Source organism: Corynebacterium riegelii, assembly GCF_016728505.1.
Lineage (GTDB): Bacteria > Actinomycetota > Actinomycetes > Mycobacteriales > Mycobacteriaceae > Corynebacterium > Corynebacterium riegelii.
Genome location: NZ_CP068159.1, coordinates 1,246,828 through 1,273,269 on the forward strand (window position 1 = coordinate 1,246,828; position 26,442 = coordinate 1,273,269).

General features: G+C 61.3%; 26 protein-coding genes. 16 read left to right on the plus strand and 10 right to left on the minus strand.

The genetic code is table 11. The features are described 5' to 3' along the window. Window positions 1-32 precede the first annotated feature (32 nt). The 5 genes from I6I71_RS05770 to I6I71_RS05790 form a co-directional block, all read right to left on the minus strand. Window positions 33-854, minus strand: coding sequence for a carbohydrate ABC transporter permease (locus tag I6I71_RS05770; protein ID WP_052205243.1), 822 nt, complete (start codon window positions 852-854; stop codon window positions 33-35). Further along, complete coding sequence (locus I6I71_RS05775; protein ID WP_201823012.1) at window positions 851-1,885, minus strand: carbohydrate ABC transporter permease; 1,035 nt, start codon at window positions 1,883-1,885, stop codon at window positions 851-853. Before I6I71_RS05775 ends, I6I71_RS05770 begins: the two co-directional genes overlap by 4 nt. 126 nt (window positions 1,886-2,011) lie before the next feature. Continuing rightward, entirely contained in the window at window positions 2,012-3,301 is a 1,290-nt protein-coding gene (locus tag I6I71_RS05780; protein WP_070493307.1) for an ABC transporter substrate-binding protein, read from the minus strand. Between the two features lie 105 nt (window positions 3,302-3,406). After that, a complete protein-coding gene (locus I6I71_RS05785; protein ID WP_201823015.1) occupies window positions 3,407-4,066 on the minus strand; it encodes a TIGR03089 family protein in 660 nt (219 codons plus the stop codon). Window positions 4,067-4,085: 19 nt separating this feature from the next. Beyond that, a complete protein-coding gene (locus tag I6I71_RS05790) occupies window positions 4,086-5,624 on the minus strand; it encodes an LCP family protein (protein WP_236587424.1) in 1,539 nt (512 codons plus the stop codon). Between the two features lie 241 nt (window positions 5,625-5,865). Here I6I71_RS05790 and I6I71_RS05795 point away from each other — a divergent pair, with 241 nt between their 5' ends. From I6I71_RS05795 to I6I71_RS05805, 3 genes are all read left to right on the plus strand, one after another. Then, complete coding sequence (locus I6I71_RS05795) at window positions 5,866-6,792, plus strand: glycosyltransferase family 2 protein (RefSeq protein WP_236587425.1); 927 nt, start codon at window positions 5,866-5,868, stop codon at window positions 6,790-6,792. Further along, complete coding sequence (manB, locus tag I6I71_RS05800; protein WP_201823019.1) at window positions 6,785-7,864, plus strand: mannose-1-phosphate guanylyltransferase; 1,080 nt, start codon at window positions 6,785-6,787, stop codon at window positions 7,862-7,864. Before I6I71_RS05795 ends, manB begins: the two co-directional genes overlap by 8 nt. A gap of 262 nt (window positions 7,865-8,126) precedes the next feature. After that, window positions 8,127-8,393 carry a WhiB family transcriptional regulator gene (locus I6I71_RS05805; protein WP_101734012.1) on the plus strand — a complete coding sequence of 89 codons (267 nt, stop codon included), beginning with the start codon at window positions 8,127-8,129 and terminating at the stop codon, window positions 8,391-8,393. 1 nt (window position 8,394) lies between these two features. Here the strand turns inward: I6I71_RS05805 and I6I71_RS05810 are convergent, their stop codons facing one another. Continuing rightward, window positions 8,395-8,871: a metallopeptidase family protein gene (locus I6I71_RS05810; protein WP_201823021.1), complete on the minus strand. Its 477-nt coding sequence runs from the start codon at window positions 8,869-8,871 to the stop codon at window positions 8,395-8,397. 94 nt (window positions 8,872-8,965) lie between these two features. Here I6I71_RS05810 and I6I71_RS05815 point away from each other — a divergent pair, with 94 nt between their 5' ends. From I6I71_RS05815 to manA, 3 genes are read left to right on the plus strand one after another with little or no spacing between them, the layout of a single operon-like run. Further along, window positions 8,966-9,424 (plus strand): DUF3499 domain-containing protein, encoded by a 459-nt coding sequence (locus tag I6I71_RS05815; RefSeq protein WP_236587426.1) that lies wholly within the window; start codon window positions 8,966-8,968, stop codon window positions 9,422-9,424. A gap of 35 nt (window positions 9,425-9,459) precedes the next feature. Continuing rightward, window positions 9,460-10,815 (plus strand): phosphomannomutase/phosphoglucomutase, encoded by a 1,356-nt coding sequence (locus I6I71_RS05820; protein WP_201823024.1) that lies wholly within the window; start codon window positions 9,460-9,462, stop codon window positions 10,813-10,815. Window positions 10,816-10,861: 46 nt separating this feature from the next. Next, window positions 10,862-12,046, plus strand: coding sequence for a mannose-6-phosphate isomerase, class I (gene manA, locus I6I71_RS05825; RefSeq protein WP_201823026.1), 1,185 nt, complete (start codon window positions 10,862-10,864; stop codon window positions 12,044-12,046). 9 nt (window positions 12,047-12,055) lie between these two features. On the opposite strand, the gene I6I71_RS05830 is transcribed toward manA, so the two are convergent. Then, window positions 12,056-12,931, minus strand: a complete 876-nt coding sequence (locus tag I6I71_RS05830; protein ID WP_201823028.1) for a hypothetical protein — start codon at window positions 12,929-12,931, stop codon at window positions 12,056-12,058. 138 nt (window positions 12,932-13,069) lie between these two features. Here I6I71_RS05830 and I6I71_RS05835 point away from each other — a divergent pair, with 138 nt between their 5' ends. From I6I71_RS05835 to secA, 8 genes are all read left to right on the plus strand, one after another. Further along, the gene (locus tag I6I71_RS05835; protein ID WP_070493291.1) at window positions 13,070-13,432 is read left to right on the plus strand and encodes a DUF4259 domain-containing protein; all 363 of its coding nucleotides are present in this window, start codon (window positions 13,070-13,072) and stop codon (window positions 13,430-13,432) included. A gap of 25 nt (window positions 13,433-13,457) precedes the next feature. Then, complete coding sequence (locus tag I6I71_RS05840; protein WP_070493289.1) at window positions 13,458-14,063, plus strand: dTMP kinase; 606 nt, start codon at window positions 13,458-13,460, stop codon at window positions 14,061-14,063. A 9-nt stretch (window positions 14,064-14,072) separates the two neighbouring features. Then, a complete protein-coding gene (mtrA, locus tag I6I71_RS05845; protein ID WP_201819314.1) occupies window positions 14,073-14,759 on the plus strand; it encodes an MtrAB system response regulator MtrA in 687 nt (228 codons plus the stop codon). A gap of 22 nt (window positions 14,760-14,781) precedes the next feature. Next, on the plus strand, window positions 14,782-16,353 hold the full coding sequence (gene mtrB / locus I6I71_RS05850) for an MtrAB system histidine kinase MtrB (RefSeq protein ID WP_236587438.1): 1,572 nt from the start codon (window positions 14,782-14,784) through the stop codon (window positions 16,351-16,353). Then, window positions 16,346-18,076 (plus strand): LpqB family beta-propeller domain-containing protein, encoded by a 1,731-nt coding sequence (locus I6I71_RS05855; RefSeq protein ID WP_201819317.1) that lies wholly within the window; start codon window positions 16,346-16,348, stop codon window positions 18,074-18,076. The genes mtrB and I6I71_RS05855 overlap by 8 nt, the downstream gene beginning before the upstream one ends. Beyond that, window positions 18,077-18,715, plus strand: a complete 639-nt coding sequence (locus tag I6I71_RS05860; RefSeq protein WP_070493277.1) for a ComF family protein — start codon at window positions 18,077-18,079, stop codon at window positions 18,713-18,715. 78 nt (window positions 18,716-18,793) lie between these two features. Beyond that, window positions 18,794-19,483, plus strand: a complete 690-nt coding sequence (gene hpf / locus I6I71_RS05865) for a ribosome hibernation-promoting factor, HPF/YfiA family (RefSeq protein WP_201819321.1) — start codon at window positions 18,794-18,796, stop codon at window positions 19,481-19,483. A 653-nt stretch (window positions 19,484-20,136) separates the two neighbouring features. Then, window positions 20,137-22,680, plus strand: a complete 2,544-nt coding sequence (gene secA, locus I6I71_RS05870; RefSeq protein ID WP_236587248.1) for a preprotein translocase subunit SecA — start codon at window positions 20,137-20,139, stop codon at window positions 22,678-22,680. Here secA and I6I71_RS05875 read toward each other — a convergent pair. Next, complete coding sequence (locus I6I71_RS05875) at window positions 22,677-23,039, minus strand: hypothetical protein (protein ID WP_232305680.1); 363 nt, start codon at window positions 23,037-23,039, stop codon at window positions 22,677-22,679. The two genes, secA and I6I71_RS05875, sit on opposite strands and share 4 nt — an antisense overlap. A 215-nt stretch (window positions 23,040-23,254) precedes the next feature. On the opposite strand from I6I71_RS05875, the gene I6I71_RS05880 reads away from it, so the two are divergent. Both I6I71_RS05880 and I6I71_RS05885 read left to right on the plus strand, forming a co-directional pair. Continuing rightward, complete coding sequence (locus I6I71_RS05880; RefSeq protein WP_052205225.1) at window positions 23,255-23,668, plus strand: HAD family hydrolase; 414 nt, start codon at window positions 23,255-23,257, stop codon at window positions 23,666-23,668. A gap of 1 nt (window position 23,669) precedes the next feature. Continuing rightward, entirely contained in the window at window positions 23,670-24,164 is a 495-nt protein-coding gene (locus I6I71_RS05885; protein ID WP_052205224.1) for a DUF6912 family protein, read from the plus strand. Here the strand turns inward: I6I71_RS05885 and rsgA are convergent. Together rsgA and aroA are read right to left on the minus strand one after the other, a co-directional pair. Then, the gene (gene rsgA, locus I6I71_RS05890; RefSeq protein WP_052205223.1) at window positions 24,138-25,160 is read right to left on the minus strand and encodes a ribosome small subunit-dependent GTPase A; all 1,023 of its coding nucleotides are present in this window, start codon (window positions 25,158-25,160) and stop codon (window positions 24,138-24,140) included. The two genes, I6I71_RS05885 and rsgA, sit on opposite strands and share 27 nt — an antisense overlap. Then, complete coding sequence (gene aroA / locus I6I71_RS05895) at window positions 25,160-26,440, minus strand: 3-phosphoshikimate 1-carboxyvinyltransferase (RefSeq protein ID WP_201819332.1); 1,281 nt, start codon at window positions 26,438-26,440, stop codon at window positions 25,160-25,162. The genes rsgA and aroA overlap by 1 nt, the downstream gene beginning before the upstream one ends. Between the last annotated feature and the right edge of the window lie 2 nt (window positions 26,441-26,442).

Consider the following 26,442-nt stretch of genomic DNA (forward strand, 5'->3'; position numbering starts at 1 on the left):
AATGCTGGCCAGGCCAGACCAGCCCAACCCAGCTAGCCCTTCACACCACCTGCGGTCAGGCCGGAGACAATGCGGCGCTGGAAGAGCAGCACCATGATGATCAGCGGGATGGTAACAAGGGAGCCGGCCGCCATAATCGCTGCGTAGGGGTATTCGAAGGCGCTCGGCCCGGAGAAGCGGGCGATGGCCACGGTCACCGGCTCGGTGGACGTGTTGGAAAGCTGGCGTGCCAGCATGAACTCGTTCCACGTGGTGATGAACGCAATGATCGCGGTGGTGAAGATCGCCGGTGCCGCCAGTGGCAAAAGGATGAGGCGGAACGCTTGGCCTCTGGTCGCGCCGTCGACACGCGCGGCCTCCTCAAGCTCCCAGGGAAGCTGTTGGAAAAACGACACCAGGGTGTACACCGTCAGCGGTAGCGCGAACGAGATATTCGGGATGATCATGGCGCGGTAGGTGCCAATCCAGTTCAGGTCACCGAACAGCTGGAACAGCGGGGTCACCAGCGCAATGCCTGGGAACATGGAGGCCGCCAGGATGATGCCTGTGATGATGCCCTTGCCGGGAAACTGCATGCGTGCCAGTGCATATGCGGTAAACACACCCACGATCACGGCCAGTGAGGTGGTGGCCAGGGAGATGATCAGGGAGTTGCCAATAGCGCCGAGGAAGTCGTTGCCTTTGGAGGTAGACATTGCGTCGCGGAAGTTGTCCAGCGTGACGTGCGTGGGCCACGGGGTGGTGTCAAAGGTGTGGCTCTTGTGGCGCAGTGCCGTGATCAGCATCCAGTAAAACGGCGCGAGCCCCCAGAACATGATGAAGATGACGCCGAGGTAGTGCCCGATTCGCTTCATTGCTTTGCCTTCCTTTGAGCCTTCCTTGCTTCACGACGCTTCGCCGCACCCCCAACGTCCGCCCCCAAGAAGCGGATCATGATGAATGCCACCGCGAAGATGAGCAAGAAGATCAACGTGGACAGCGCGGAGGCTGAGTTGAAGTTGCCTTGGCGCATGTCTTCCACCACCAGCTGGGAGATCGTGGCCGTGGGCGCGTTGGAGGACGCCGAGATCATGATCACCGGCAGGTCATACATACGCAGCGCATCAAGGGTGCGGAAGAGTATCGCCACCATCAGTGCTGGGCGCACCAGCGGCAGCGTGATGCGGGTGAACGACTGCCAGGCGTTCGCGCCGTCCACGCGCGCTGCCTCGTAAAGATCCCGGTCAATCATCTGCAAGCCAGCGAGGATGAGCAGCGCCATAAACGGCGTGGTTTTCCACACGTCTGCGATAATCACGGCAAAGCGCGCCGCCCACGGGTCAGTGGTCCAAGCGATGTCTTTACCCAGCAGGGAGTTCACAATGCCGTTGGGGGCGAACATGAACTGCCACAACTTAGCGGTCACCGCGGTGGGAATCGCCCAGGGGATAAGCACCGCCGCACGGATCAGGCCGCGCATCTTGGACGGGCGGTTCATGATCATCGCCATGCCCATACCCAGGATGGCTTCAAGGGCCACGGTGACCACGGTGAAAAACAGCGTGATTTTTACAGCCGGCCAAAAGTCCGTTGCCAACACGCCCGGAGGGCACGCACCGACCACGCCGGAGGGGCTCATGCAGCGGTTGGTGATCCAGTACAGGTAGTTGTCTAGGCCGGCAAAGCCTCCGTCAACAAACACACCCGTTGCTGGGTCCAGGCGGCGATTGGACTGGAACGACAGCCAGATCGCACGGACGATGGGGTAACCGATAACTACGGCCAACACGCAAAGCGCCGGAGTGACAAGACCGAACGCCTTGCCGGTGTCACTGGGCTTCTTCGCGGCGGGCGCATCGGCGCGCTTGCCCGTTGCCGGGGAATCGGGCCTAAGAGAAGTGCTCATGGACGCCTCAGATCAAAAAAATGTGCTGAAGAATTTGTGTGATTTTGGGGTCTAAAAACGGGCAACGCCCGAACCGCAGTGTAAACGGTTACGGGCGTTAATTTGCCGCAAGGCGCAAGTATGAACTTACTGTGCCTGCTTGATAGCTGCAGCCATGTCAGCAGTTGCGTCATCCACGCTCTTGCCAGCGGTCAGGGCAGCGTAAGCGTTGTCCTGGATCGCCTTGGAGATAGCCGGGTAGAACGGGGAAACCGGACGCGGCTGAGCGTTCTCCAGGGACTCCTTCAGAGCCGGCAGGTACGGGTACTTCTCAATCAGGTCAGCATCGTCGTAGATGGATGCCAGAACCGGCGGGAAGGAAGCCTCAGCGAAGGACAGCTGGTTCTCCTCGTTGATCACGAACTCAATGAAGTCACGAGCCGTGGCCTTGTACTTGGAGTTCACGTTGATGCCGTTGTTGTAGCCACCCAGGGTGGACACGCCAACACCGTTCTCACCAACCAGCGGCTGGACCTCAAAGTTCAGGCCCTTCTCCTCTGCGTTGGTGTACATGTACGGCCAGTTGATAGCAAACGCCGTCTTGCCCTCGGTGAAGGCCAGGTTGGTCTCCTCCTCGGTTGCAGCGGTGGAGGACTTGGCAATGGTGCCGTCAGCGTAAGCGTCAACCAGTGCCTGCAGGCCTGCCTTTGCCTCAGCGGACTCAACGGTCGGCTCGCCGCTGTCATCGATCACAGCGCCGCCCCAGCCGTTGATGAAGCCCAGGGTGTTCACCGTCAGGCCCTCGTACTGCTTCAGCTGCGTGGTCAGGCAGTCGCCCTCCACAGCCTCACAAGCAGACTTGATGTCTGCAAAGGTGTCCGGCTTGGACTCAATCAGGTCAACGTTGCGGAAGAGCAGCTGGCCGTTGGTGTTCTGCGGCAGGGCGTAGAGCTTGCCGTTGTAGGTTGCGGAATCCACCGTCGGCTGCAGCAGCTTGGAGGTGTCAACCGCGTAGTCACCCTCCAGCGGCTCCAACCACTGGTTAGCGGCGAAGTCTGCGGTCCAGACAACGTCAAGCGCCATCACGTCATAATCAGCGTTGCCAGCCTGCAGGGACTGCACGAGGGTCTCGCGCTGAGCGTCAGCCTCACCAGCGAGCTCGGACAGGGTGACCTGCTCATCCGGGTGCTCGGCGTTCCACTTCTCAATGATCGGGATGATCTTGTCAGTGTCGTTTTTGCCCATGGCGAAAGTGATCGGGCCACGGTCCTCTGCAGATGCAGCGGAGTCGGTGGTCGCTGCAGCGTCAGTTGCCGTAGCGGTATCGGTGGTGTCCGTGGTTGCCGCCTCGTCGCTGGAGCAAGCAACCAGAGCGGTGGTGGACAGTGCGAGAGCGCAGATTGCTGCGCCCGACTTGCGGGTAGCGGAGAGCTTCATGCAAGGACCCTTTCATCTTGGAGGTGTAAACAATGTAAATAACTCCAAGGCGAAAAAGTCGCTGTTTTTTCGCATTCCCCCAAAAACGGGGGTAGTGAAGAAAAGTTAATCTGCTGTTAAGAAGTGCGTTACTTTCTCCACCTGCGTGATGTGATCTAAACGCTCCGCCGGGATCAGGCCCGTCGCTACCACCACCGAGCCGCCCGCGGCAAGCGGGGCCAGCACGTTGTACTCAAACTCCTCACGCGTAGTCCACGGGTGAGCCAAATAGCGGTGCGGGCCGAACTCTGCTCGGGCGAAGTCGGACAGGTCGGCGCTTTCGCCGTAGTACTGGTCGCCGTAAAAACGCACCGTCGGGCCAAAATCCACGGTGCCAAACGGCAACTCGCCACCGGATTCCACAACGCCGCGGCCAAAAGGATCGTTGGAGACAACAACTACGTCGGGCACCTCCGTCCATAAGGAGGCTCGCTCGGTAGTGGTGAAGGTGACGGTTGGGGGAGACAACGGAGCGTCGAAAAGCGGGAAGCTCTGTGCGTTGTAGGTGCCAAGCGCAATGGCTGCAGACTGCCAGCTGGCGGGAAGATCGATGTGTACCTGGGAGCCGGACTCCACATCAAACTCTTCAATCAACATGTTGGCCACCTTGTTCGCCCAGTTTTCCAAGGTCTGGCCGGAAAATTCCATGCGGGTGCCCAGAGCCTCGTCATATACCGTCAGGCGGGGCGAGGCGGGATCTTGCATCAACGGGCTGAGCATGCTCATGCCCGCCCACAGTAGACAATTAATTCACACAGCGCGGGCCGGTACCGCCAGCGTTGATCTCAGGACCAACCTCCGTGGCGCCGAAATCCTCACCCGGAGTACCCACAGGCGCGTAATACTCCGTCTCATCCACCTCGCCGGGCTCCACCATGGCAGGGCCCGCGTAGTCTTGCGCCACCACCACGATCAGACTGCCAGGCTCAAGGCCCGCATTGGCCGTCACAGGCAGGCCGCCAAGCATGTTGGCAAGCTCCAAGGCGGCCGGATCTTGAGGGTCTGCAGCCACGATCTGGGAGGAGGAGTAGACCCCGTCCATGGCGTTGGACACGTTGGCAACCGTGATGCCCTGCTTACGCAAGTGATCACCCATCGCAGCCGCCTGGCCCGGACGGGACCCGGCGTTGAGCACATACGCCTCGTACTGCGCGAACTGCTCAGCAGGCGCCACCGGAGGCTCCGAAGACGATTCAGCGTCAGTTTCTTCCGCCGGAGGTGCAATAACTTCTTCCATGAACCGGCGGACCTGACCAACGTCCACGGTGACAATGGACTCGCCGTAATCACCAACACCGTTGACAGAGGTCACCGGGATGGTGGTGAAGCTGACGTCACCACCAGCCAAACCAGACATCTGCTGCGCAAACGCCATCACATCCCAACCCTGGTCCAACGTCACGGAGCGCTCCGCGGCCGTAGCCAGATCACGCAAACGTGCCGGGTTGGTCAGCGTGCCTGCAGACAGGGTCTTTTGCACCAGGGAAGCCATGTAGGCCTGCTGGCGCACAATACGGTCCAAGTCTCCGCGGGGCAGGTCGTGGCGCTGGCGCACAAACGACAAAGCCTCAGCACCGTTGAGCGTCTGGCGGCCCGCCGGGAAATTCGCACCAGACAGCGGCTCATTGACCGCCTGGTTCAGGCAGACCTCAACGCCGCCAACCGCATCCGTCATCAAAGCAAAGCCCAGCAGGCCCACCTGCGCGTAGTGGTCCACCTCCACGCCGGTTAAGTCCGCCACCGCTTGGATCAGGCCCACCTGGCCAGCTTGGGCAACGCGCTGCTCCAACTGCGGGCCGGGGGAGTAGCCGGCCTCCGTAAGCTCCGCGCGGCGCTGCTGCGCGTGAGCGGCATAAACGCCGTTGATTTTCAGGTTGCCGTAGTCATCCGTATGTACATAGGTATCGCGCGGAATAGATATTGCGGTGGCGCGGGAACCATCCGCCGGGATGCGCAGCACCATGATGGTGTCCGTATTAATCTCGCCGTCTGAAATACCGGCGTGCAAACGCGCGAGCTCGGCTTCGCTCAAGGGATTGCCCTGCGCATCCGTGCGTGAGTCAGAGCCCACAAGCAAAATATCCAGCGCGCCGTCTTGCAGCCCCTTCTTTTTCTTCGACGACTTCCCGTCCCCACCTTGTTGCGTAGGAATGTCCAGATCGGAGGCGCTGAGCTGACTGTCTAGACGGCCGACGGTGGCGTAGCCAACGCCGGAGACCAAGATGGTGCCCGCAGACAGTAGGGCCAAAAACCCCTTCAGCACAGGGTGGCCGGACTGGCGCACATCCCGCGCGCGGGATGGCGCTGGCGCGATGTTGCGCGCACGCCTTGACCTCTCGGCTGACCTCTCAGCTGGCCTTTGGCTCGACCTTTCAGTCGGCCACTGGCTTGGCCGCCGGCTTGGACCCTGAGTTGAGTCCTGTGGCGAGCCCTGTGGTGCATCGGGGTTGTCTGTCACAGCGGGCAAGTATAGTGCGCGCGCCTGCCCAATCGGGCACGAAGCGCTGGGTAAGCTGGCTGCCATTGTGAGCATTGAGAAGAAAACGGCAAACGGCGCATCCGCTGACGCCGGCGCGCGCCCCCTGGCTGTCATCGCGGTGACCTATTCGCCAGGACGACACCTGCAGGAGCTACTTGCCTCGCTGCCGCAGTCCACGGACCTGCCCACCTGGCTGGTGTGCGCAGATAACGGCTCACGTGACGGCGCACCCGAACAGGCTGCGCGGGAGCATGACAACGTGGAGTTTTTCCCAACGGGCGGCAACATCGGCTACGGCGCGGCAATCAACGCAGCGGTAGAACACCTGCGGCCGCGCAAAAATAAAGGCGAGATCAATCAGGAGTACTTCCTGGTGGTGAACCCAGACGTGCAGTTTGCCCCGGGCAGCGTGGACAAGCTCATGCAGTGTGCACAGTCCGCCCCGCGGGCCGGTGCGGTGGGGCCGCGCATTGAGGAGGCAGATGGGTCCGCGTACCCGTCTGCGCGTCAGGTGCCGGGGCTGATCAATGGCATGGGGCATGCGTTGCTTGGAGACGTTTGGCCGAACAACCCTTTCACCGCCTCCTATAAAAAAGGTGCGGATATGGACACGCGGCGTACCGCCGGCTGGCTTTCCGGCGCATGCCTGCTTGTGCGGTGGGAGGCGTTCGACGCCATCGGCGGTTTTGATGAGCGCTACTTCATGTATTTCGAAGACATTGACTTTGGTGATCGGCTCAGCCGCGCCGGGTGGGACAACCTGTACTGCCCGTCCTCGGTCATCTTCCATGATCAGGGGCATGTGGCGGGCAAGTACAACCGTGTCACGGTGCCGGCGCACCATGAGTCGGCCTACAGGTTCCAGCGTGACCGCCACGCCAAGTGGTGGCAGGCGCCGCTGCGTGGTGTGTTGTGGGCAGGGTTGAAGGTGCGTGGGGCTGTGAAACGTTTGGAGGGAAGTCGCAATGCGTAGTGCAGTTGATGCAGATGCCGTCATCTTGGTCGGTGGGCAGGGGACACGGCTGCGGCCGCTGACGGTGTCCACGCCGAAGCCGATGCTGCAAACTGCGGGCTATCCGTTCCTGCAGCATTTGCTGGCGCGCATTGCTGCCGCAGGTATGCGGCATGTGGTGTTGGGCACCTCGTATCGCGCTGAGGTGTTTGAGCAGTACTTCGGGGACGGCTCGGATTTCGGTCTGGAAATTGAGTACGTGGTTGAAGAAGAGGCGCTGGGTACCGGCGGGGCGATTCGCAATGTGTTGCCGAAGCTGCGTTCTGACACGGTGATGGTGTTTAACGGCGATGTGCTCTCTGGTGCGGATCTGGGGGCGATCCTGTGCACGCATGAAAAGGGCAATGCGGATGTGACGTTGCATCTGGTTCGCGTGCCGGATCCTCGCGCGTTTGGTTCTGTGCCAACGGATGAGCACGGCCGTGTTCTTGCCTTTTTGGAGAAGACGGAAGACCCGCCGACTGATCAGATCAATGCTGGGTGTTACGTGTTTAAGCGCGAGGTGATTGAGCAGATCCCGGCTGGTCGTGTGGTCAGCGTGGAGCGTGAGGTGTTCCCGAATCTGCTCTCGGCCGGTGCCAATGTGTTGGGGCATGTGGATTCTTCGTATTGGCGCGATATGGGTCGACCGAGCGATTTTGTGCAGGGTTCGTCGGATTTGGTGCGTGGCATTGCGCCGTCGCCGCTTCTGGAAGGCCGCACGGGGGAAGCGCTGGTGGACCCGTCGGCGGGTGTTGCTGGAGGGGTCATTCTGGTCGGTGGTTCTGCGGTTGGTCGCGGTTCGGTCATTGGGGCTGGTTCGCGTATCGACGGCTGCGTGATCTTCGACGGCGTCACCATCGAACCCGGCGCCACCGTGCAGGACTCCATCATCGCTTCCGGTGCGACCATTGGGGCGAATACGCGTATCGACGGCTGCGTGGTCGGCGAAGGCGCCCGCATCGGCGCACGTTGTGAGCTCAAAGGTGGCATGCGTGTCTGGCCGGGTGTGGAGATTCCGGACTCGGGAGTGCGTTTTTCTCCAGATGCGTAAGCGACACGCCGGATCGGCCAGCTTGTTATAGAAATGGGCCCCACCTACTACATGTAGTACCCCCTGACATTACCCCCGTCTCTGAACGTATGTAACTGGTGTGACTGGTGTGACTGGTTGACTGGGTGAACCCTTAGAAACCCTCGGAATCTGGCGAAATCTACGGAGCGAGGTTGCGGCTATTTAGTGCAGCGGTGTTGAATCGCATTCGTGTAATCCACTTCCCCGCGACAGACGGAAAAGAAGGGAGGGCGTGGACGATATGGCAGATGTCGGAGGCATGACTCTGGATGAGTTGTTTGGCACCGTCGAGCAAGAATGGCAGGACCAAGCGCTCTGCGCACAGACCGATCCGGAAGCGTTCTTTCCTGAAAAAGGTGGATCGACCCGCGAGGCGAAGCGTATTTGTAAGGCCTGCGCAGTGCGTGATGAGTGCCTAGAGTACGCACTCGAGCATGATGAGCGCTTTGGTATTTGGGGTGGCCTGTCCGACCGTGAGCGCCGCCGCCTGAAGAAGCAGATCGGCTAATTTACCAGGGGAAATCTGGGTCCACGTCGCGTGGATCCAAGTTGAGGTAGTACGCCACCAGTGCGGTGAGTACCCACGTAATTAACTCTGAGCGTTCCTCAGTGCCGGTTGTGCGCTGCTCAATGGGACGACGGAAGATAACAAAACGCGCCCGCGTTGGGTTCCCGTCGCGGTCCACGCCGGCTTCAAGGACGCGCCCCAAAGGAACAGGCCCATCGGCCACAATCTCATCCGGCAGTACCGTCATATCCGCACGCAGGCGCATGCGCGGGATGGTGTCTACCGCAAGATCAACCCCGCTGAGCTGATCAAAGTAGGCATTGTGCAGCGGCGCGTACATTTCCAGCACCAGCTGATCAAATGCCTGCGATCGGCTACGGTAGCGCGGCACACCCACCGGCAACACCGGCCCGCGCACGCCACGGCCATGCCGGTCGCGGCCTGGGCGCAGGTGGGAAGGGCTGTTACGGGTGGTCATGGACACTTATCGTATGGGCCTTCGCGGTGAAAGACGGGTGGCGCGCCGCGCGCATGCTACCGATTACTCAAGTAGGGGTTTAGACTTGGCCCCCGTGAGTACTTTCCGTCGTTGCTGCCGTCCGGGCTGCGGCCGCCCAGCCGTGGCCACTCTCGTCTACGCCTACGCGGAATCCACTGCAGTCATCGGGCCACTAGCGCCGGTGCCGGATCCGCACGCATGGGACCTGTGTGAGCGCCACTCCGCCCACATCACCGCACCCGTGGGGTGGGAGATGGTGCGCGTTGAGCAGATTGACATTACGGATGAAGAGCTCGACAACATGGATGAGGCGGACCTCACCGCACTTGCCGAGGCCGTGCGTGAGGCCGGCCGCGTGACTACCGGATTGGTGGACACTTCCCAGGATCCAATTGAGTACCCGGCCTCACGTGACTTCAATGACCCGGAGACTTCCAACCACCCGGTACACCGCACGAAGCGGATCGAGGAACAGGCAGCGGCTGAGCGTGAAGCGCGCCGTTCCCACCTGCGTGTGGTGCCTGATCCCTAAAAACCTCTCAAAGCCCTAGGGTTTAGACTTCTCGCATGGTGTATTCCAGCGAGCAACTCGCGCAAGTAATCAAGGCCTACGACATCCGCGGCGTGGTCGGCGAGACCATCGACGCAGATTTGGTGCGCAACATCGGCGCCGCATTCGCACATATCCTGCGCGGTGAAGGGGAGACCCGTGTCGCGGTGGGCTATGACATGCGTCCGTCTTCACCAGAGCTCGCTGAGGCGTTTGCAGAAGGTGTCAACGCCCAAGGCTTGGACGTGACCCTGCTTGGTTTGACGTCTACGGATGAGCTGTACTTTGCCGCAGGCACGCTCGGCTGCGCAGGTGCGATGTTTACCGCCTCCCACAACCCGGCACGCTACAACGGCATCAAACTGTGCCGTACAGGCGCAACCCCGGTGTCCACGGACACGGGCCTTGGCCAGATCACCCAGATGCTGGTTGATGGGGTGGGGGCGTATGAGGGGGCACGCGGGGGCGTCGATAAGCAAGATGTCCTGGATGCTTATGCCGAGTTCCTGCGGGACTTGGTTCCGGTGAGTGGCAACCTGACTGTGGCTGTGGATGCGGCAAACGGCATGGCTGGGCTGACTGTGCCGGCGGTGCTGGGGGATATGGATATTCGCCCGCTCTACTTTGAGCTGGACGGGACCTTCCCCAACCATGAGGCCAACCCCTTGGACCCAAAGAACCTGGTGGATTTGCAGAAGTTCACCGTAGAGCAGGGGGCAGACATTGGTCTTGCCTTTGACGGGGATGCTGACCGCTGCTTCGTGGTAGATGAGCGCGGCGAGCCGGTCTCACCGTCTGCGATTACGGCGCTGATTGCCACTAGGACCCTGGCCAAGCACCCGGGGGCGACCATTATTCACAACCTGATCACCTCGCGCGCTGTGCCCGAGATGATCCAAGAAGCCAGCGGTACCGCAGTGCGCACCCGTGTGGGGCACTCCTACATCAAGGCGGAGATGGCTTCGCGCGGGGCGCTGTTTGGGGGCGAGCACTCCGCACACTACTACTTCCGTGAGTTCTTTAACGCGGATTCCGGCCTGGTTGCCGCACTGCACGTGCTGGCAGCACTTGCGGAAAGTGACAAGCCGCTCTCCGAGCTCATGGCCCAGTTTGAGCGCTACTGCGCCTCCGGTGAGATCAACTCTGAGGTGGCCGACCAAGAGGCCACTACTCAGCGCGTTGTGGAGGCGTTTGCGGATCGCACGACGGAGGTGGACCACCTGGACGGGGTGAGCGTGAGCCTGGATTCCGGTGCGTGGTTTAACGTGCGCGCCTCTAACACGGAACCGCTGCTTCGCCTGAACGTGGAAGCACCCACGGAAGCTGAGGTTGAGGCGCTGGTTGCGGAGATCTTGGCCGTCATTCGTGGCTAACTGGTAGCGTTGTCGGTCGGTCTTTTATCTGAAGGAGCCGTATTCGATGCACAACCTTGAGGCTGCGCTACGCACCTACCCGTGGGGCTCTCGTACCCTGCTGGCACAGTTGCGGGGTACCACCTCACCCGCGCCGACCCCGGAGGCGGAGTTGTGGTTTGGTGCGCACCCGGCGGCGCCGTCGTCAATCAACGGTGAGCCGTTGGACAAGGTGATCAGTGCGGACCCTTCGGCGGCGCTGGGGCAGCGCGTGGAGAAAGCGTTTGACGGCCAGCTGCCGTTTTTGGTCAAACTGTTGGCCGCAGGCGAGCCGCTATCCATCCAGGCACACCCGTCACGGGACCAGGCGGCGGCGGGCTTTGCCCGCGAAAACGCGCTTGGGCTTGCGTTGGATGATCCGCGCCGAAACTACAAGGATGCCAACCCGAAGCCGGAGATCATCGTTGCGTTGACGCCGTTTCGCGCCCTGGCGGGCTTCCGTCCGGTGGCGCAGACCCGTGAGCTGTTTGATGCCTTGGACGGGCCTGACGGCGGGTTGGCTCGCTACAGCGCCATGCTTGTAGATGCGGAGCCCACAGCGAGCGTCCGCGCTGTGTTTACTACGTTGATTTCCCTGCCGGGGCCGCTGCGCAAGAGCCTGTTGGCGGATGTCGTTGCCGCCGCCGAAAACATCGGGGATGCGCCCGAGTGGATCAGGGACGCCGCCGAAACGTTCCTGGCGCTGGCGAAGCGTTACCCAAGCGATGAGGGCCCGCTGGTGGCACTGATGCTGAACTTGACCACGCTTGCTCCCGGTGAGGCGCTGTACCTAGCCGCTGGACAGCCGCACGCCTACCTCTCTGGCCTGGGTGTGGAGGTGATGGCCAACTCTGACAACGTGCTGCGCGGCGGGTTGACCTCTAAGCACGTTGATGTGCCTGAGCTAGTGCGCGTGTTGGATTTCACTCCCACGGGACACCTGCGCGTGCCTGTGCGTGAGACCGACGGGGTAGTTGAGTACGAACTGCCGGTCAACGAGTTCGAGGTGAGCAAACACACGCTGGCAAAGGGCGAGGAGCTCAGCTTGCTTATCGACGGCCCAGCGATCCTCCTCATCACCTCCGGCCACATCACCAACGGGGACTGCGTTGTGGGCCCGGGGCAGGGGGCGTGGATTCCTGCGTCAGAGGCGCCAGTGTCTGTTGTTGCGCAGGACGATGACGGCGCAGAGGTGTTCTTCGTCCGCGCCTAAGTTGCTCGCTTAGTTTTCGCTGGCCGCCGCCGCGCTGGTAGGCGTCTCTGTACCGGTGTGAGGCGTGATGATCTCCGGGGCTTTGCTCGCTTCCGGAGTTGTGGGTGTAGTCGACTCAGCAGGAGCTTCGGTGGAGTCCGGGGTGTCCGTCGGAACCGTTGGGTCGGTGGGTTGAGTCGGCCCTGTCGGCTCAGTTGGCTCAGTGGGCTCGCTTGGCTCCGTTGGCTCGCTCGGCTCTGTGGGCTCGGTGGGGTCCGTAGGGGTGGTGGGCTCGCCGGTAGCCGGTGGCACAGCGCCATTGGGTGCTGAAGGCTCAGTAGCGTCCGGCTTCGGCGGAGCCGCGGGCTCGCCAGGTTCGGGTTGCGGCGCCGGCTCGGCCGGCGGTGCAGGCTCAACTGGTGCTGGTGGCGCGGCCAGGTACGTCTCCGAAGGGAGATCGTTGTGCTCCGCTGGCGGGGCCACGTTCACGTTGGTGGGGCGGTAGTGCGCGGTGGGCACCCCGGATGCGCGAGTGCCAATCACGGCGTGCGGGGGCGCCAGCGGGTCATCTTCCATCCGGTACCCGCGAGGAGCTGGCGCTGCCTGGACGAAGTGGCCTTCGGTTCCGCCCCAGTTGGGGGATCCTGGCACCTGTCCCGCTTGAGCGTTCCCACGGTTCTTCGGGCGCTGGAACGGGGTGATACGCGGTGGTGTGGCCACCGAAGACGTCGTGCTGCCGCCCAAAAGCGTCCCGGCGGTCTGCGGCGAAGCAGTTGTGTCGCCGGTGTAGCCTGCCGTTACTGGGCGTCCCGGGGTAGAGGCGCTCCAAACCGCAAGACCAACTATGAGGGCTGCGGCTAGCCCAGCGGCCATGAACACACCCACGCTGCGTTGGTTCCGGTTCATGGGGACTCCCTGGGGTTACGAATTGATAACGGCGACTGTGTGACCTGTTTATAACATAATCAGTGGACAACATGCACTACCGTGGCGGGAAGAACGCAGGGCTGTGGCGTAGATACCGCATATAGAAAGGACAAGCAGATGAGCACGTGGGATCGCGAGATTTTTTCCGACGAGACGAACGCAGATTTTCTCGATGAACTGGTAGAACTTGAGCCGGAAGAGATTCTTGAGGCTGTCTCGGACGCCGTGTTGCTGGCAAATGGTGCCGGGGCTTCGGACGAAGAGATTGCCAATGGTCGCGCAGCTGCAACCATTGCTGCCATTTGGTCGGGCGCACCGTTTTCCGCGGGCGATATCGCGGAGTCGTACCCGTTTATCCGTTCCAACCCGGGTGAGATCAGTGAGCAGATCGCTGAAGCCGCCGCGGCACTGCTTGAGGCAGCAGCTGAAGATGGTGACACTGAGGCGGACGTGGACCAGTTCGTCGAAGCACTGTCATAAGAGGGAAACACGTAACTGATACTCAATGATCATCGCAGTTGAAGGTATTGACGGCGCGGGCAAGAACACCTTGGTCAGCGCCGTACTGAAGGAAGTTGACGCTGCAACGCTAGCGTTTCCGCGCTATGAAGATTCCGCTGCAGCCCAGCTGGCGCAGGCAGCCCTGCACGGCAAGATGGGGGACATGACGGACTCCGCCTACGCCATGGCCGCCATGTTTGCCTTAGACAGGCATGGTGCGATGGATATGCTGCAGGAGTATGCAGGCAACCCGGACAAGGTGCTGCTTTTAGATAGGTATGCGGCGTCCAACGCGGCGTACACCTGGGCGCGTACCGGTGATGAGACCGCGCTTGGCTGGGTTGAGGCGCTGGAGTTTGAGCGTCTTGGCTTGCCGCGCCCGGACTTGCAGGTACTAGTGCCCACGGATCCGGAGCTTGCTGGTCAGCGCGCCCAGAAGCGGGAGGCGGAAGATGACTCCCGCACGCGTGATCGTTATGAGCGTGACCGGTTGCTGCAGGTGGCCACCTATACGGCGTATACCGAGATGGCGAAGCGTGAGTGGGCAAGCCCCTGGCTGGTTACCAGTGACGCGAACAGTATTATTGAGGCCTGTCGCCCAAGCAGTTAAGGAGCCACCATGCCGCCAAAGATCCTGGTTGTAGATGATGATCCCGCGATCAATGAAATGCTCACTATCGTGTTGGAAGCGGAGGGCTTTGCCACTGAATCAGTAACTGATGGTGCTGCAGCGGTGCCCACGTTCCGCTCCACTAACCCGGACCTGATTCTGCTGGATCTGATGTTGCCGGGGGTTAATGGCATTGATATTTGCCGTGAGATCCGCAAGGAATCCGCGGTGCCGATTGTCATGCTGACCGCGAAGACGGACACGGTTGATGTGGTGTTGGGCTTGGAGTCCGGGGCGGATGATTACATTACGAAGCCGTTTAAGCCGAAAGAGCTGGTCGCCCGTATCCGGGCGCGTCTGCGTCGCATGGATGATGAGCCGAGTGAGACCTTGAGCATTGGGGATCTGACTATTGATGTGCCGCAGCACATGGTCACCCGTGGTGGCGAGGAGATTAACCTCACGCCGCTGGAGTTTGACCTGCTGTTGGAGATGGCGCGTCGTCCCAACCAGGTGCATACGGGTGAAGAGCTGTTGGAAAACGTGTGGGGCTACCACAATGCGTCTGATACGCGTTTGGTGAATGTGCACGTGCAGCGTCTGCGTTCCAAGATTGAGCATGATCCGGAGAACCCGGAGATCATTTTGACGGTGCGTGGCGTGGGCTACAAGACGGGTAAGACTGAGGGTGCCTAAAGCGCCAAGGCCGTTGCGCCGGATAGGGGAGAACGTCGCCGATTCGTGGCGCACATCCCTTCAGGTGCGCTTTGTAGGCACGGTGCTTCTGGTGTCCACCGTGGTGATGCTGGTGTTGGGGTTTACCTTGGCCACGGTGATGACCCAGCGCATTGCGCAATCAAAGATTGATGCTGCGGATGTGGAGATTGATCGCGCTCGCGTGCTGGTGGAGGAGCAGCTGGAAACAACCGGTGCGAATGCGTCGTTGCAGTCGCGCTTGAACACGACGCGTGCCAGTTTGACGCAGCGTACGCAGCAAAGCACGGATGTAGCCAACGTGTATGAGCCGGTGCTGCTGGTGGAGTCCTCGCTGGGGGTGGTGACGTCTTCGCCAGAGAATTATCGGGTGCCTGACCAGCTGGTGGAGTACGTCAAGCAGGGCAATGTGGCGTACCAGTTCGCGGTGGTTGAGCGGCCCGATTCAAGCCAGTACAACGCGCTGATCATTGGCACGCCAACGGATGCGGATGTGCCTAACTTGCAGCTGTATTTGGTTACCAACATTGATAATGAAACGTCCACGCTTGCCTTGATGCGTGGTTTGCTCGCCTCTGCCGCGCTGATTGTCATTGTGTTGTTGGTGGGTATTGCGTGGTTGGCTTCCCAGCAGATTGTCGCGCCGGTGCGTTCGGCGTCAAGGACGGCGGAGCGGTTCGCAGCAGGCCATTTGCGTGAGCGTATGCCGATTGAGGGGGAGGACGAGATGGCGGTGTTGGCCTTGTCCTTCAACAACATGGCGGACAAGCTTTCCCGGCAGATTAATCAGCTGGAGGAGTACGGTGACCTGCAGCGTCAGTTCACCTCCGACGTGTCGCATGAGCTGCGTACGCCGTTGACCACGGTGCGTATGGCTGCGGACATGATTGCTTCTGATCAGGACGCGTTGGAGCCGGCGCAGCGTCGAGCTAGTGAGTTGATGATCCGTGAGTTGGATCGTTTTGAGGCCTTGTTGACGGACTTGTTGGAGATTTCGCGCCATGACGCAGGCGTGGCTGATTTGGCCAGCGCGATGATGGATGTGCGTGCCCCGATTGAGTCGGCGTGGGCGCAAACGCAGCACTTGGCAGAAGAGCTGGATGTGGAGGTGAGCTTTGATCTGCCGGATGCGCCGGTGCAGATTGAGGGTGATCCGCGCCGGATTGAGCGCATTGTGCGCAACCTGATTGCTAATGCCATTGATCATTCTGAGGGCAATCCGGTGCACGTGGCGCTTGCACAGAATGATGAGGCCGTGGCTGTGACGGTGACTGATGGTGGCGTGGGGTTGAAGCCTGGCCAGGAGGAGTTGGTGTTTAACCGCTTCTGGCGTGCAGATAAGTCCCGCAAGCGCCACTCTGGTGGTACGGGCTTAGGCCTTGCCATTGCGCGTGAGGACGCACAGTTGCACCACGGCATCCTCGACGCCGCAGGCGTTTCCGGCGTTGGCTCCCAGTTCCGTCTGGTGCTGCCGCGGCATCCGGACGAAGGTTTTCGGCACGCGCCGGTGGAGCTGAACCCGCCGGGTGCGGTGGCTGAACTGCCCGCACCTGAGGAGGTGGAGGACCATGAGTAAACGCATGAGTAAACGCCTGCACAAGCCGCTGCCAGCCCTCCTTACAGCCACAGCCTTGGTGGTGAGCCTGACAAGCTGCGCAAGTTTGCCTTCCACGTCAAGTCCGCACGTGCTTCGCTCCTTCAACCCGCAAGCGCCTGCAGTGCCCGTGATTGCCCCGGAGGAGGGCCGCGAGCCTGACTTGCTGTTGCGTGACTTCTACGCGGCGTCTGCTATTCCTACATCGGATTATGAGGCGGCGCGTGCGTTTATGACGTCGCAGGCGTCCGCAGCGTGGGACCCCACGGAGGAGACCCTGGTGGTGGATCGCATCGGCGTGACCACCATGCCTGGTAGCACGCCGAATCGTCGGAGTTTTTCGGTCCACGGCAACGTGGTCGGTGTGCTTGGTGCCGGCGGCATGTATCGCCCGGAGCGCGGCTCCTATGAGGCGACGATTGAGCTGCAGCAGGTCAGTGGTGAGTGGCGTGTGGCCTCACTGCCTGCGGGTGTGGTGTTGGAGCGCACCGAGCTGCGCAACCAGTACCAGCCGTTTAACCTGTACTTTTTTGATGAGCGCAGTGGCGAACTTGTCACTGATCGCCGGTGGGTGTTCTCCCGGCGCGAGACCCTGGCCAGCGCGTTGATTTCGTTGTTGATGCAGGACCCGTCCACACGCCTTGAGCCTGCGGTGTCCACTGTTTCGCCCACGGGCGCGTCCTACCTTGGCATGGAGGACGGCGCGTACGGGTTCTCCGGTTTCGGTGGGGTAAATGATCAGGACCGAGCGCGGTTTGCGGCGGGTGTGGTGTGGACGTTGGCGTCGGCAGGCATCAATGGCCCCTTCCGCATCACCGCGGACGGTGCTCCGTTGATCAGCGGGGCCACGGACCTGACTACGGATGATTTCAGTGAACTCAGCCCGGTGGTGCAGGCTGCAGGGGAATCGCGGCTTTACTCGTTGACCGGTGGGAGCATTTCGCTTGTCGACGCCGCGTCGACCTCCCTCATCGATTCCCCCCTATCCAGCGAAGGCACTGTTCAAAGCGTAGACATCAACGCCGCTGGCAAGTGGGCTGCCGTGTTTGCTGCCTCCGGCCAGCCAGCGAAGCTGCGCGTTGGCTCCTTCGACGGCGCCGACACTGAGTTGATGGAGGCGGAGACGTTTACGCGTCCGTCGTTTGAATCCAAAGCCAATGCGGTGTGGACGGTGGCAGACGGCCAGCACATCCAACGCACGGTGCGCTCCGCGGCAACCAATGAGTTCACCACTGAGCAGATTGCCATCCAGATGCCAGAAGGCATTTCCGGCAACATCTCCGTGCTGCGATTGTCGCGCTCCGGCGCGCGCGTCGTCTTAGTAGTAGACGGCAGGCTGTTTACCGGCATTGTGGACAGGCGATCACCAGGCGAGCGCGCCATTGTCAACGTCATGGAGTACGCCACTGAACTCGGCGGGTCAGTGGTTGCTGCGGACTGGCAGCCAGACGGCTCACTGATCGTGGGCACCTCAAGCTCCATCTCGCCGGTGCTGCGCGTGGAACAGGACGGATCCTCCGCCACCACACTGAGCGTGGGCAACATCTCCGCGCCCGTGGTTGCCGTGGCGGCCTCGCCGAACATGCTCTACGTCACCGACGCAAACGCCATCCTGCAACTGCCCAACGCAGGCGAGGACAACCCGCTGTGGCGCGAAGTTCCGGGCCTGCAGGGCGTGCGCGCCATCCCGATCGTGGCACGCTAAATGACACTGTTCACTGAGCTTGCAGAGCTTGTTTTGCCGCGACACTGCGCAGGCTGTGGCGCGCCGGGCCATCTGCTGTGCCCCACGTGCAAGCGTGATCTGGCCGCGCCGCCTCAGCGTGTGTTTCCGCCAACCTCGCCGCACGTGCCGGTGTTTGCACTGGGGCCGTATGACGGGGCGCACCGCCGCGTCATCATTGCCATGAAGGAGCGCAACAACCTCGCAGTGCGCACGTACGTCGGAGCCGTTGTGGAATCCGCATTGGACTTCCTGGAGGCACGCGGCGAGATCCCGTACGGCTGTGCGCTTGTCCCCGCACCTACGCGTGCGTCCTCAGCGCGTGCCCGCGGTGGGGATCCGGTCAAGGCGTGCTGCGTGGCAACTTCGCGCAACGTTGCGCCCGTGTTGCACCTTGATTCGCATGCGGCCGACCAGTCTGAACTTGACGCCACAGCGCGCCGCGCGAACCTTGCCAAAGCGGTTCGGCTTGCTGCACTACCCCCGTTTCTTGGCCCCGCTACACCATGCATTGTGGTTGATGATGTGGTGACTACGGGGGCGACGTTGCAGGCGAGCGTCGAAAAGCTACTGGCCCATGGCGTCAATGTTGCTGCCTGCCTGACCATCTGTGAGGCATAGCAACGGCTGAGAGACGAATGCCACTTGTATGATGGGAAGTGACCCCGTTCCTACAACCTTTTGAGGAGGAAAGCAGACATGACTGCTGCTGAACACGACAACAATGCCGGCCTGAGCCCCGCCGCCCAGGTGACCATCACCGGCCGAAACGTCGAGGTTCCCGAGCACTTTCAGGAACGTGTGAACTCCAAGCTGGCAAAGATTGAGAAGCTTGACCCAACGCTGACCTTCTTTAACGTGGAGCTCAAGCACGAGCGCAACCCGCGCCGTGAGGCTCACGCAGAGAGCATCCAGATCACCGCAACCGGCAAGGGCCACCTCGCCCGCGCTGAGGCCAAGGAAGACAGCTTCTACGCTGCGCTGGAGGCTGCAGTGGACAAGCTGGAGCGTTCCCTGCGCAAGGTGAAGGTCCGCCGCGAGATTTCCCGCTCCGGCCACCGCGCACCGAAGTCCACCGGCCAGGTTGCAGCTGAGCTGGCAACTGAGGCAGCTGAGGCTCGTGAAGCAGCGCCGGGTAAGTACGACGTTGACCCGTACGCAGACCAGTTCGACGACTTTGAGCCGGGCCAGGTTGTTCGCAGCAAGCTGCACCCGAACACCCCGATGAGCGTGGATGACGCGCTCAGCGAGATGGAGCTCGTTGGCCACGACTTCTACCTCTTCATCGATGAGGAGACCCAGCGCCCGTCTGTGGTCTACCGCCGCCACGCGTTCGACTACGGTCTGATCGCGCTTGCGCCGGAAGGCGAAGTTGAGTCTGCTGAGTAAGTAGCCTCTTGGCTCGTGTTGGCCCGCACCCTGTACTGCACGGGGTGCGGGCATTTTGCTGTTGTTGCGGCCTGCGTTTTTGTGTGCATTTTGTTGCAGCGCACGCCTGCAGCGCCTCTGCTGCTGTGCGCTGCTAGACGACATTGCGGTGCGCTGCTAGACGACATTGCAAAATTTGTGAAATGTCTGCACACGTGACCTGGGGTTTTGGGGGCGGTTTTTCAAAGTCGTCTAGCAGTGGGGCGGTGCCACTCCCCGTTTCGCCCTGCGGACCCCTCCCGGTCGGGCCTGCTAGCACACAACGTAGAAACCGCGATGTGTAAACACAACTGACCTGGGGAAACGCATGGTCCAAATCTTTGTCTGCTAGTGGCGCAGGCCCCGCGGACCGCGACCACACTGCAACCACGCCACAGCCGCACCTCGCCGCACTCCGGCGCACTCGAAACCTGGCAATCACCTAGCAATTGCGGCAACTATCCCCGGTTTGGCAACATGCTGCCGCAATTCCAAAAAGCTCTACCCGCACCCAAGCCAGCCACCCAACCCACCCAAGCCAGCCACCCTGCCAGCCACATAGTGATCTCAACGCCGGTGTGGGTACAATGTTCTGTTGGTATACCCCCAAAACCTACAAAAGGATTCGTCGTAACGTGTTTGGTGGACTTTCAAAACTGCTCCGCGCCGGTGAAGGGCGCACCGTTAAGCGTCTTTCAAAGATCGCTGACCAGGTTATGGAGCTGGATGAGCAGTATTCGGCCCTTACGGATGAGGAGCTGAAGGCCAAGACTGACGAGTTTAAGCAGCAACTGGCAGACGGGGCGTCGTTGGACGACATCCTGCTGGATGCGTTTGCGACGGCGCGTGAAGCGTCGTGGCGCGTGCTGGGCCAGAAGCACTACAAGGTGCAGATCATGGGCGGCGCTGCGCTGCACTTCGGCTCGGTGGCCGAGATGAAGACCGGTGAGGGTAAGACGCTGACGTCCGTGCTGCCGGCGTACCTCAACGGTCTTGAGGGCAAGGGCGTGCACATTGTCACGGTGAATGACTACCTGGCTAAGCGTGACGCGGAGATGATGGGCCGCGTGCACCACTTCTTGGGCTTGAGCGTTGGCGTGATTTTGTCTGAGCTGCGCCCGCCGGAGCGTAAGGCTGCGTATGACGCGGATATTACGTACGGCACCAACAATGAGCTTGGCTTTGACTACCTGCGTGACAACATGACGCGCTCTGTGTCTGAGATGGTGCAGCGTGGCCACAATTACGCGATTGTGGATGAGGTTGACTCCATCCTGATCGATGAGGCGCGTACCCCGCTGATCATTTCCGGCCCGGCGGATGGTTCAAGCCAGTTCTACACCGTGTTTGCGCAGCTTGCCCCACGTATGCGCGAGGGCATCCACTATGAGGTGGATCAGCGTAAGCGCACGATTGGCGTGTCTGAAGAGGGCGTTGAGTTCGTTGAGGACCAGCTGGGCATTAACAACCTGTACGCCCCGGAGCACTCGCAGCTGGTGAGCTACCTGAATAACGCGCTGAAGGCGAAGGAGCTGTTTGAGCGCGATAAGGACTACATCATCCGTCAGGGTGAGGTCATGATTGTGGACTCCTTTACGGGCCGTGTGCTTGCGGGTCGTCGTTACAACGAGGGCATGCACCAGGCGATCGAGGCGAAGGAAAACGTCGAGATCAAAAATGAGAACCAGACGCTGGCTACGGTCACGCTGCAGAACTACTTCCGTCTGTACAACAAGCTTGCTGGCATGACGGGTACTGCAGAGACTGAGGCTGCGGAGCTGCACCAGATTTACAAGATTGATGTGGTGCCCATTCCGCCGAACAAGCCAAACCAGCGTGTGGACCGTGATGACCTGATCTACAAGACACAGGAGGCGAAGTTCGCCGCCGTGGCTGAGGATATTGCGGAGCATGTGGAGAAGGGCCAGCCGGTCCTGGTTGGTACCACGTCCGTGGAGCGTTCTGAGTACCTGTCGCAGTTGCTGACGCGTAAGGGCATTAAGCACAACGTGTTGAACGCGAAGCACCATGAAGAAGAGGGTCGCATTATTGCGGAGGCTGGTCTTCCGGGCAAGGTGACTGTGTCTACCAACATGGCTGGTCGTGGTACGGATATCGTGCTTGGCGGCAACCCGGAGATTTTGCTGGATGCGAAGCTGCAGGCGCAGGGCCTTGATCCGTTTGAGGATGAGGAGCGTTACCAGGAGGCGTGGAACGCGCAGTTGCCGGCGGCGAAGGAGCGTTCGAAGCAGCTTGGTGATGAGGTGCGTGAGGCCGGCGGCCTGTACGTGATTGGTACGGAGCGCCATGAGTCGCGTCGTATTGATAACCAGCTGCGTGGCCGTTCTGGCCGTCAGGGGGATCCGGGTGAGACGCGTTTCTACTTGTCCATGCGTGATGAGCTGATGGTTCGCTTCATGGGCAACACCATGGAGAACATGATGAACCGTCTCAATGTGCCGGATGATGTGCCGATTGAGGCGAAGATGGTCTCCAACGCCATTAAGAGTGCGCAGTCTCGTGTGGAGAATCAGAACTTTGAGATGCGTAAGAACGTCTTGAAGTATGACGAGGTGCTCAATGAGCAGCGCAAGGTTGTTTACCGTGAGCGTCAGGAGATCCTGGATTCCAAGGACATCGCGGGTCAGGTTCGTCGCATGATTGAAGAGACCGTCAGCGCTTACGTTGATGGCGCTACCCATGAGGGGTATGTGGAGGACTGGGATCTGGATGAGCTGTGGCATGCTCTGGAGTCCCTGTACGGTCCGACGGTTTCGGCACAGCAGCTTATCGACGGCACCGAGTACGGCCGCGCCGGCGAAATCACTTCCCAGCAGCTGCGCCAGGCGCTTGTGGACGATGCGCTTGCGCAGTACGACAAGCTGGAGGAAAACGTCTCCGCTATTGGTGGTGAGTCCCAGATGCGCAACATTGAGCGCATGGTGATTCTGCCGATCATTGATACGAAGTGGCGTGAGCACCTCTACGAGATGGATTACCTCAAGGAGGGCATTGGCCTGCGTGCGATGGCGCAGCGTGACCCGCTGGTGGAGTACCAGAAGGAAGGCGGCGACATGTTCAACGCTATGAATGAGGCCGTCCAAGAGGAGACCGTCCGCCAGCTGTTTATGATGCGTAAGCAGTTTGAGCAGCCGGAAGAGGCCCCGGTAGAGGCTTAGAGCACTTTGAAGGACACCAGCCGCCCGTCTTGAATGCGGGCGGCATACGCATATCTGCGCTCGCCGACGGAGACGCTGCCGAAGAATTCGCCGTTGTCACGCGCGTGGCTGGAGATGATCTGGAACTTGTGCACGTTTGGTGCGGTGCGCCTGCGTGCGCGGATATGGCTGCGAACGCCGAGGTCAAATAGGGCGCCGGTAAGGGTTGCGGGGTCGCGATGACCAAAGGCTGCGTCAAGGGCTTGGCGTACCAGCGGTGAAATTGGGTCGGCGGGCACGGCTCGCATGCCGGAGCCGCGCAGGGCGCCGGGGGCGCGCGGGACGTCTGGAAGCGTGGCACGGGGGATGAGTACTTTCATGTGCTGGTACCCAGGCGCCGGGAAGTACATGTTGCAGGCTGCTCCTTTTGCGGTTCGTTTTTGCGGTGAAACGGTGTGAAACGTTGCGTGTACCGGATAGGTACTATTGTGCCCAGTCGCACGCGCTTTTATCTAGAGTGTCGTGTTCATTAAAGTGTGCACGCGGCGTGGAACCGCGGGGCGAGTAAAACGTGGATGTAAGAAAGTGAGTTGGAATGCAGGCGTTGATCTTGGACTACGCGGGGGTGCTTGACGGGGATGCGGAGGAGCAGCGTCGTTGGCGTGAGCTGATCGCCGCGGTGCGCGCAAAGGGCGTGCCTACTGCGATTTTGTCCAATGAGGAAGCTGGCAGCGAGATGGCTGAGAAGATCCGTGAGTGGGAGTTCCGCGGTGATGTTGATGCCGTGATTCTCTCCGGTGAGATCGGGGTGGAAAAGCCGGAGCGTGCCGCCTTCCAGGCTGCCGTGGACGCACTCGATGTGGTGATCAATGATGCGGTGATGGTGGACAATGACATTCTGATCGTCCGCGCCGCTGTTGAGTACGGCATGATCGGTCTGCTGCACACTGCGTTTGAGCGCACGGCAGTTGAGGTGCAGACTCTGTTTGGCGTTGAGGGCGAGTTCTAAGGTGCGCGTCTACATTCCGGCCACGTTTGGCATGTTGGCCTCCCTGAGTGAAAACGGCCTGATCCACGCGCGTAGTGGCTGGGCGTTTGCTGCCACGAAGGAGCTGCAGGAGTTCTTCACCTCCGGGGATATGGAGGAGATTGAGGCGGTGGCGTTTGATGACGCAGCGTTGGCGTCCATACGCCTGCTCGCCATTGGGGACGAAGAGCGCTTCCCGCACCGCCGTGTGGTGATTTCCGCGGACGTGGAGGCGACCGGGCATCCTGACATGGGTGAGTCCGTGGTCAAGCTGTCCGCACCGGTGGCGTTGGAGGATGTCGCTGCGATCCACGTGGACGTGCAGGACGCCGAGGAAGCCACGAAGAAGGCCATCGCGTGCATTGACGCCGCTGATCTTGGGGATGAGGACGCGGAGCTTGCCGTGGGCGACGCCCAGGACAATTACATGGCGTTCTATGACCCGAGTGAGCTACCGGTTCTCATCGAGCTGTTTTAGCTCCCACTCTTTGTTGGAGTAAAGGGCGGTGAGCAGGCGGCGAACTGCCTGCACGCGGCGGCCAAGCGGGGAGTCAGCCTCGACGGTGTCCCACGCGCACTCCGGGTCCGTTGGGGGACCTAGGTGGGTGCAGCCGCGGGGGCAGGCATCGGCGACGTCTGCAAGCTCGGGGAAGACGTCAATGATGGCCTCCGGCGCAATGTGGGCCAGGCCGAAGGAGCGGATGCCGGGGGTGTCAATGATCCATCCGCCTTCGGCCAACGCAAACGCCACGGACTGGGTGGAGGTGTGGCGGCCTTTGCCAACGCCGGAGACCTCGCCAGTTGCGCGGTCCGCATCCGGCACGATGCGGTTGACCAGGGTGGATTTACCCACACCGGAATGCCCAATGAGGGCAGAGACTTTGCCGGTGATGCGCGCCAAAAGCGCGTCGATGGGCTCTTCAATGCCCACCTCATACACGGCAACGTTTAAGTCTTCGATTTCCCGGATGAACTCGCTGGGATCAGCGATGTCGGACTTGGTCATGCACACAATCGGGGTCACGCCGCCGTCGAAGGCGGCAACGAGTGCGCGCTCCACAAACCCGGTGCGCGGCGGGGGATCGGCAGCCGCAACCACAATCAGCATCAGCTCCGCGTTGGCCACGATGATGCGCTCATACGGATCCGTATCGTCCGCCGTGCGGCGCAGCACCGAACTGCGCTCCTCGCGCTTGACCATGCGCGCAAGCGTGTCCTTTTGGCCGGAAGTATCGCCCACCACGCCCACGCGATCACCCACCTCAATAGAGGTGCGCTTCAGCTCACGAGCGCGCATGCAGGCCACCAGCGTGCCGCTATCTAGCTGCACGCCCCAGCGGCCGCGGTCTTTGGTCACCACCATGCCAAACTCGGCGTCGTCATGCGTGGGGCGGTCCTTGGTGCGGGGGCGCGAGCCGCGGCCGCGGCGCACGCGAACGTCAGATTCGTCGTAATCGTGGAAGCGACGTGCCATTAGGAGCGCACCATCTCGTCCCACATCACCTCAAAGCCGGGCAACGTCTTCGCGGTGGTGCCAATGTTTTCCACCTCAACGCCCTCAACAACCAGACCTAAGATGGCGCCGGCGGTGGCCATCCGGTGGTCGTCATAACTCGCCCAAGTCCCGCCATGCAGGGTGGCAGGCCGGATGCGCAGGCCGTCTGGCAACTCCTCGCAGTCGCCGCCCAGGTTGTTGATCTCACGCGTCAGCGCCGCCAGGCGGTCCGTCTCATGGCCGCGCAGGTGCGCAATGCCGGTCAACTCGGACTCTGTGGTGGCAAGGGCAGCCAAAGCTGCAACAGTGGGGGTGAGCTCACCAATATCGCTCATGTCCAACCGCAGGCCGCGCAAGCCGCCGGGCTCCGGGCCCTGGACCTCAAGGGTGTAGTCCTTGCCGTCCGCGTACAGCTCCACGTGGCAGCCCATGCGCTCCAAAATCATGCGGATGACATCGCCCGGCTGGGTGGTGCTCAGCGGCCAGTGCGGCACCCGCACCCGGCCACCGGTGACCGCTGCGGCAGCCAAGAACGGCGTGGCATTCGACAAGTCCGGCTCAATGGCAAAGTGCGTTGCCTTAATCGGCTGCGGATCCACACGCCAACGCTGGCCGGTGGCCTCCACGTGCACGCCGGCGTCCTTCAACATGGCAAGCGTCATCTCAATATGCGGCATGGACGGCAAGATGCCCGCAGCGTTGACCACGGTCACGCCGCGATCAAACCGCGCCGCCGCCAGCAGCAGGCCAGAGACGAACTGGGAGGAACCAGACGCGTCAATGGCTACCTCGCCACCTTCTGCATGCCCGCGGCCATGCACGGTAAACGGCAAGGTCTCGCCGGCAACGGCAACGCCTAGCTGGCGAAGTGCGTCCAGGATGGTGGACATGGGGCGTTTGCGGGCGTAGGCGTCGCCGTCGAAAAGCACAGGCCCCTGTGCAAAAGCCGCAACCGGGGGCACGAACCGCATGACCGTGCCGGCTAGGCCGCAATCAACCTCCGCGCCGCTGAGCTCACCCGGGGTCACGCGGATGCTGTCGCCCTCATGTGCGAACTTCACCCCCATGGCGGCCAGCGCCCCCTCCATCAAATCCGTATCACGCGAGCGCAACGCACCCGTGATGGTGGATTCACCCTCTGCAAGACTTGCAAGGATGTACGCCCGGTTGGTCATGGATTTAGACCCCGGGATGGCCACAGTGTGGATGATCGGAGACGCAGCAACAGGAGCAGGCCACAGGTTAGTCATGCGGATCATCA

What these genes read in the sequence shown, in the direction of transcription:
- I6I71_RS05860 (WP_070493277.1), top strand. Translation starts at nt 18,077, where the DNA reads ATGACACTGTTCACTGAGCTTGCAGAGCTTGTTTTGCCGCGACACTGC.
- I6I71_RS05855 (WP_201819317.1), top strand. Translation starts at nt 16,346, where the DNA reads ATGAGTAAACGCATGAGTAAACGCCTGCACAAGCCGCTGCCAGCCCTC.
- rsgA (WP_052205223.1), bottom strand. Translation starts at nt 25,160, where the DNA reads ATGGCACGTCGCTTCCACGATTACGACGAATCTGACGTTCGCGTGCGC.
- manB (WP_201823019.1), top strand. Translation starts at nt 6,785, where the DNA reads ATGCGTAGTGCAGTTGATGCAGATGCCGTCATCTTGGTCGGTGGGCAG.
- I6I71_RS05780 (WP_070493307.1), bottom strand. Translation starts at nt 3,301, where the DNA reads ATGAAGCTCTCCGCTACCCGCAAGTCGGGCGCAGCAATCTGCGCTCTC.
- I6I71_RS05785 (WP_201823015.1), bottom strand. Translation starts at nt 4,066, where the DNA reads ATGAGCATGCTCAGCCCGTTGATGCAAGATCCCGCCTCGCCCCGCCTG.
- I6I71_RS05875 (WP_232305680.1), bottom strand. Translation starts at nt 23,039, where the DNA reads ATGAAAGTACTCATCCCCCGTGCCACGCTTCCAGACGTCCCGCGCGCC.
- I6I71_RS05775 (WP_201823012.1), bottom strand. Translation starts at nt 1,885, where the DNA reads ATGAGCACTTCTCTTAGGCCCGATTCCCCGGCAACGGGCAAGCGCGCC.
- hpf (WP_201819321.1), top strand. Translation starts at nt 18,794, where the DNA reads ATGACTGCTGCTGAACACGACAACAATGCCGGCCTGAGCCCCGCCGCC.
- I6I71_RS05805 (WP_101734012.1), top strand. Translation starts at nt 8,127, where the DNA reads ATGGCAGATGTCGGAGGCATGACTCTGGATGAGTTGTTTGGCACCGTC.
- manA (WP_201823026.1), top strand. Translation starts at nt 10,862, where the DNA reads ATGCACAACCTTGAGGCTGCGCTACGCACCTACCCGTGGGGCTCTCGT.
- I6I71_RS05770 (WP_052205243.1), bottom strand. Translation starts at nt 854, where the DNA reads ATGAAGCGAATCGGGCACTACCTCGGCGTCATCTTCATCATGTTCTGG.
- I6I71_RS05830 (WP_201823028.1), bottom strand. Translation starts at nt 12,931, where the DNA reads ATGAACCGGAACCAACGCAGCGTGGGTGTGTTCATGGCCGCTGGGCTA.
- I6I71_RS05820 (WP_201823024.1), top strand. Translation starts at nt 9,460, where the DNA reads ATGGTGTATTCCAGCGAGCAACTCGCGCAAGTAATCAAGGCCTACGAC.
- aroA (WP_201819332.1), bottom strand. Translation starts at nt 26,440, where the DNA reads ATGATCCGCATGACTAACCTGTGGCCTGCTCCTGTTGCTGCGTCTCCG.
- mtrA (WP_201819314.1), top strand. Translation starts at nt 14,073, where the DNA reads ATGCCGCCAAAGATCCTGGTTGTAGATGATGATCCCGCGATCAATGAA.
- I6I71_RS05840 (WP_070493289.1), top strand. Translation starts at nt 13,458, where the DNA reads ATGATCATCGCAGTTGAAGGTATTGACGGCGCGGGCAAGAACACCTTG.
- I6I71_RS05810 (WP_201823021.1), bottom strand. Translation starts at nt 8,871, where the DNA reads ATGACCACCCGTAACAGCCCTTCCCACCTGCGCCCAGGCCGCGACCGG.
- I6I71_RS05880 (WP_052205225.1), top strand. Translation starts at nt 23,255, where the DNA reads ATGCAGGCGTTGATCTTGGACTACGCGGGGGTGCTTGACGGGGATGCG.
- I6I71_RS05835 (WP_070493291.1), top strand. Translation starts at nt 13,070, where the DNA reads ATGAGCACGTGGGATCGCGAGATTTTTTCCGACGAGACGAACGCAGAT.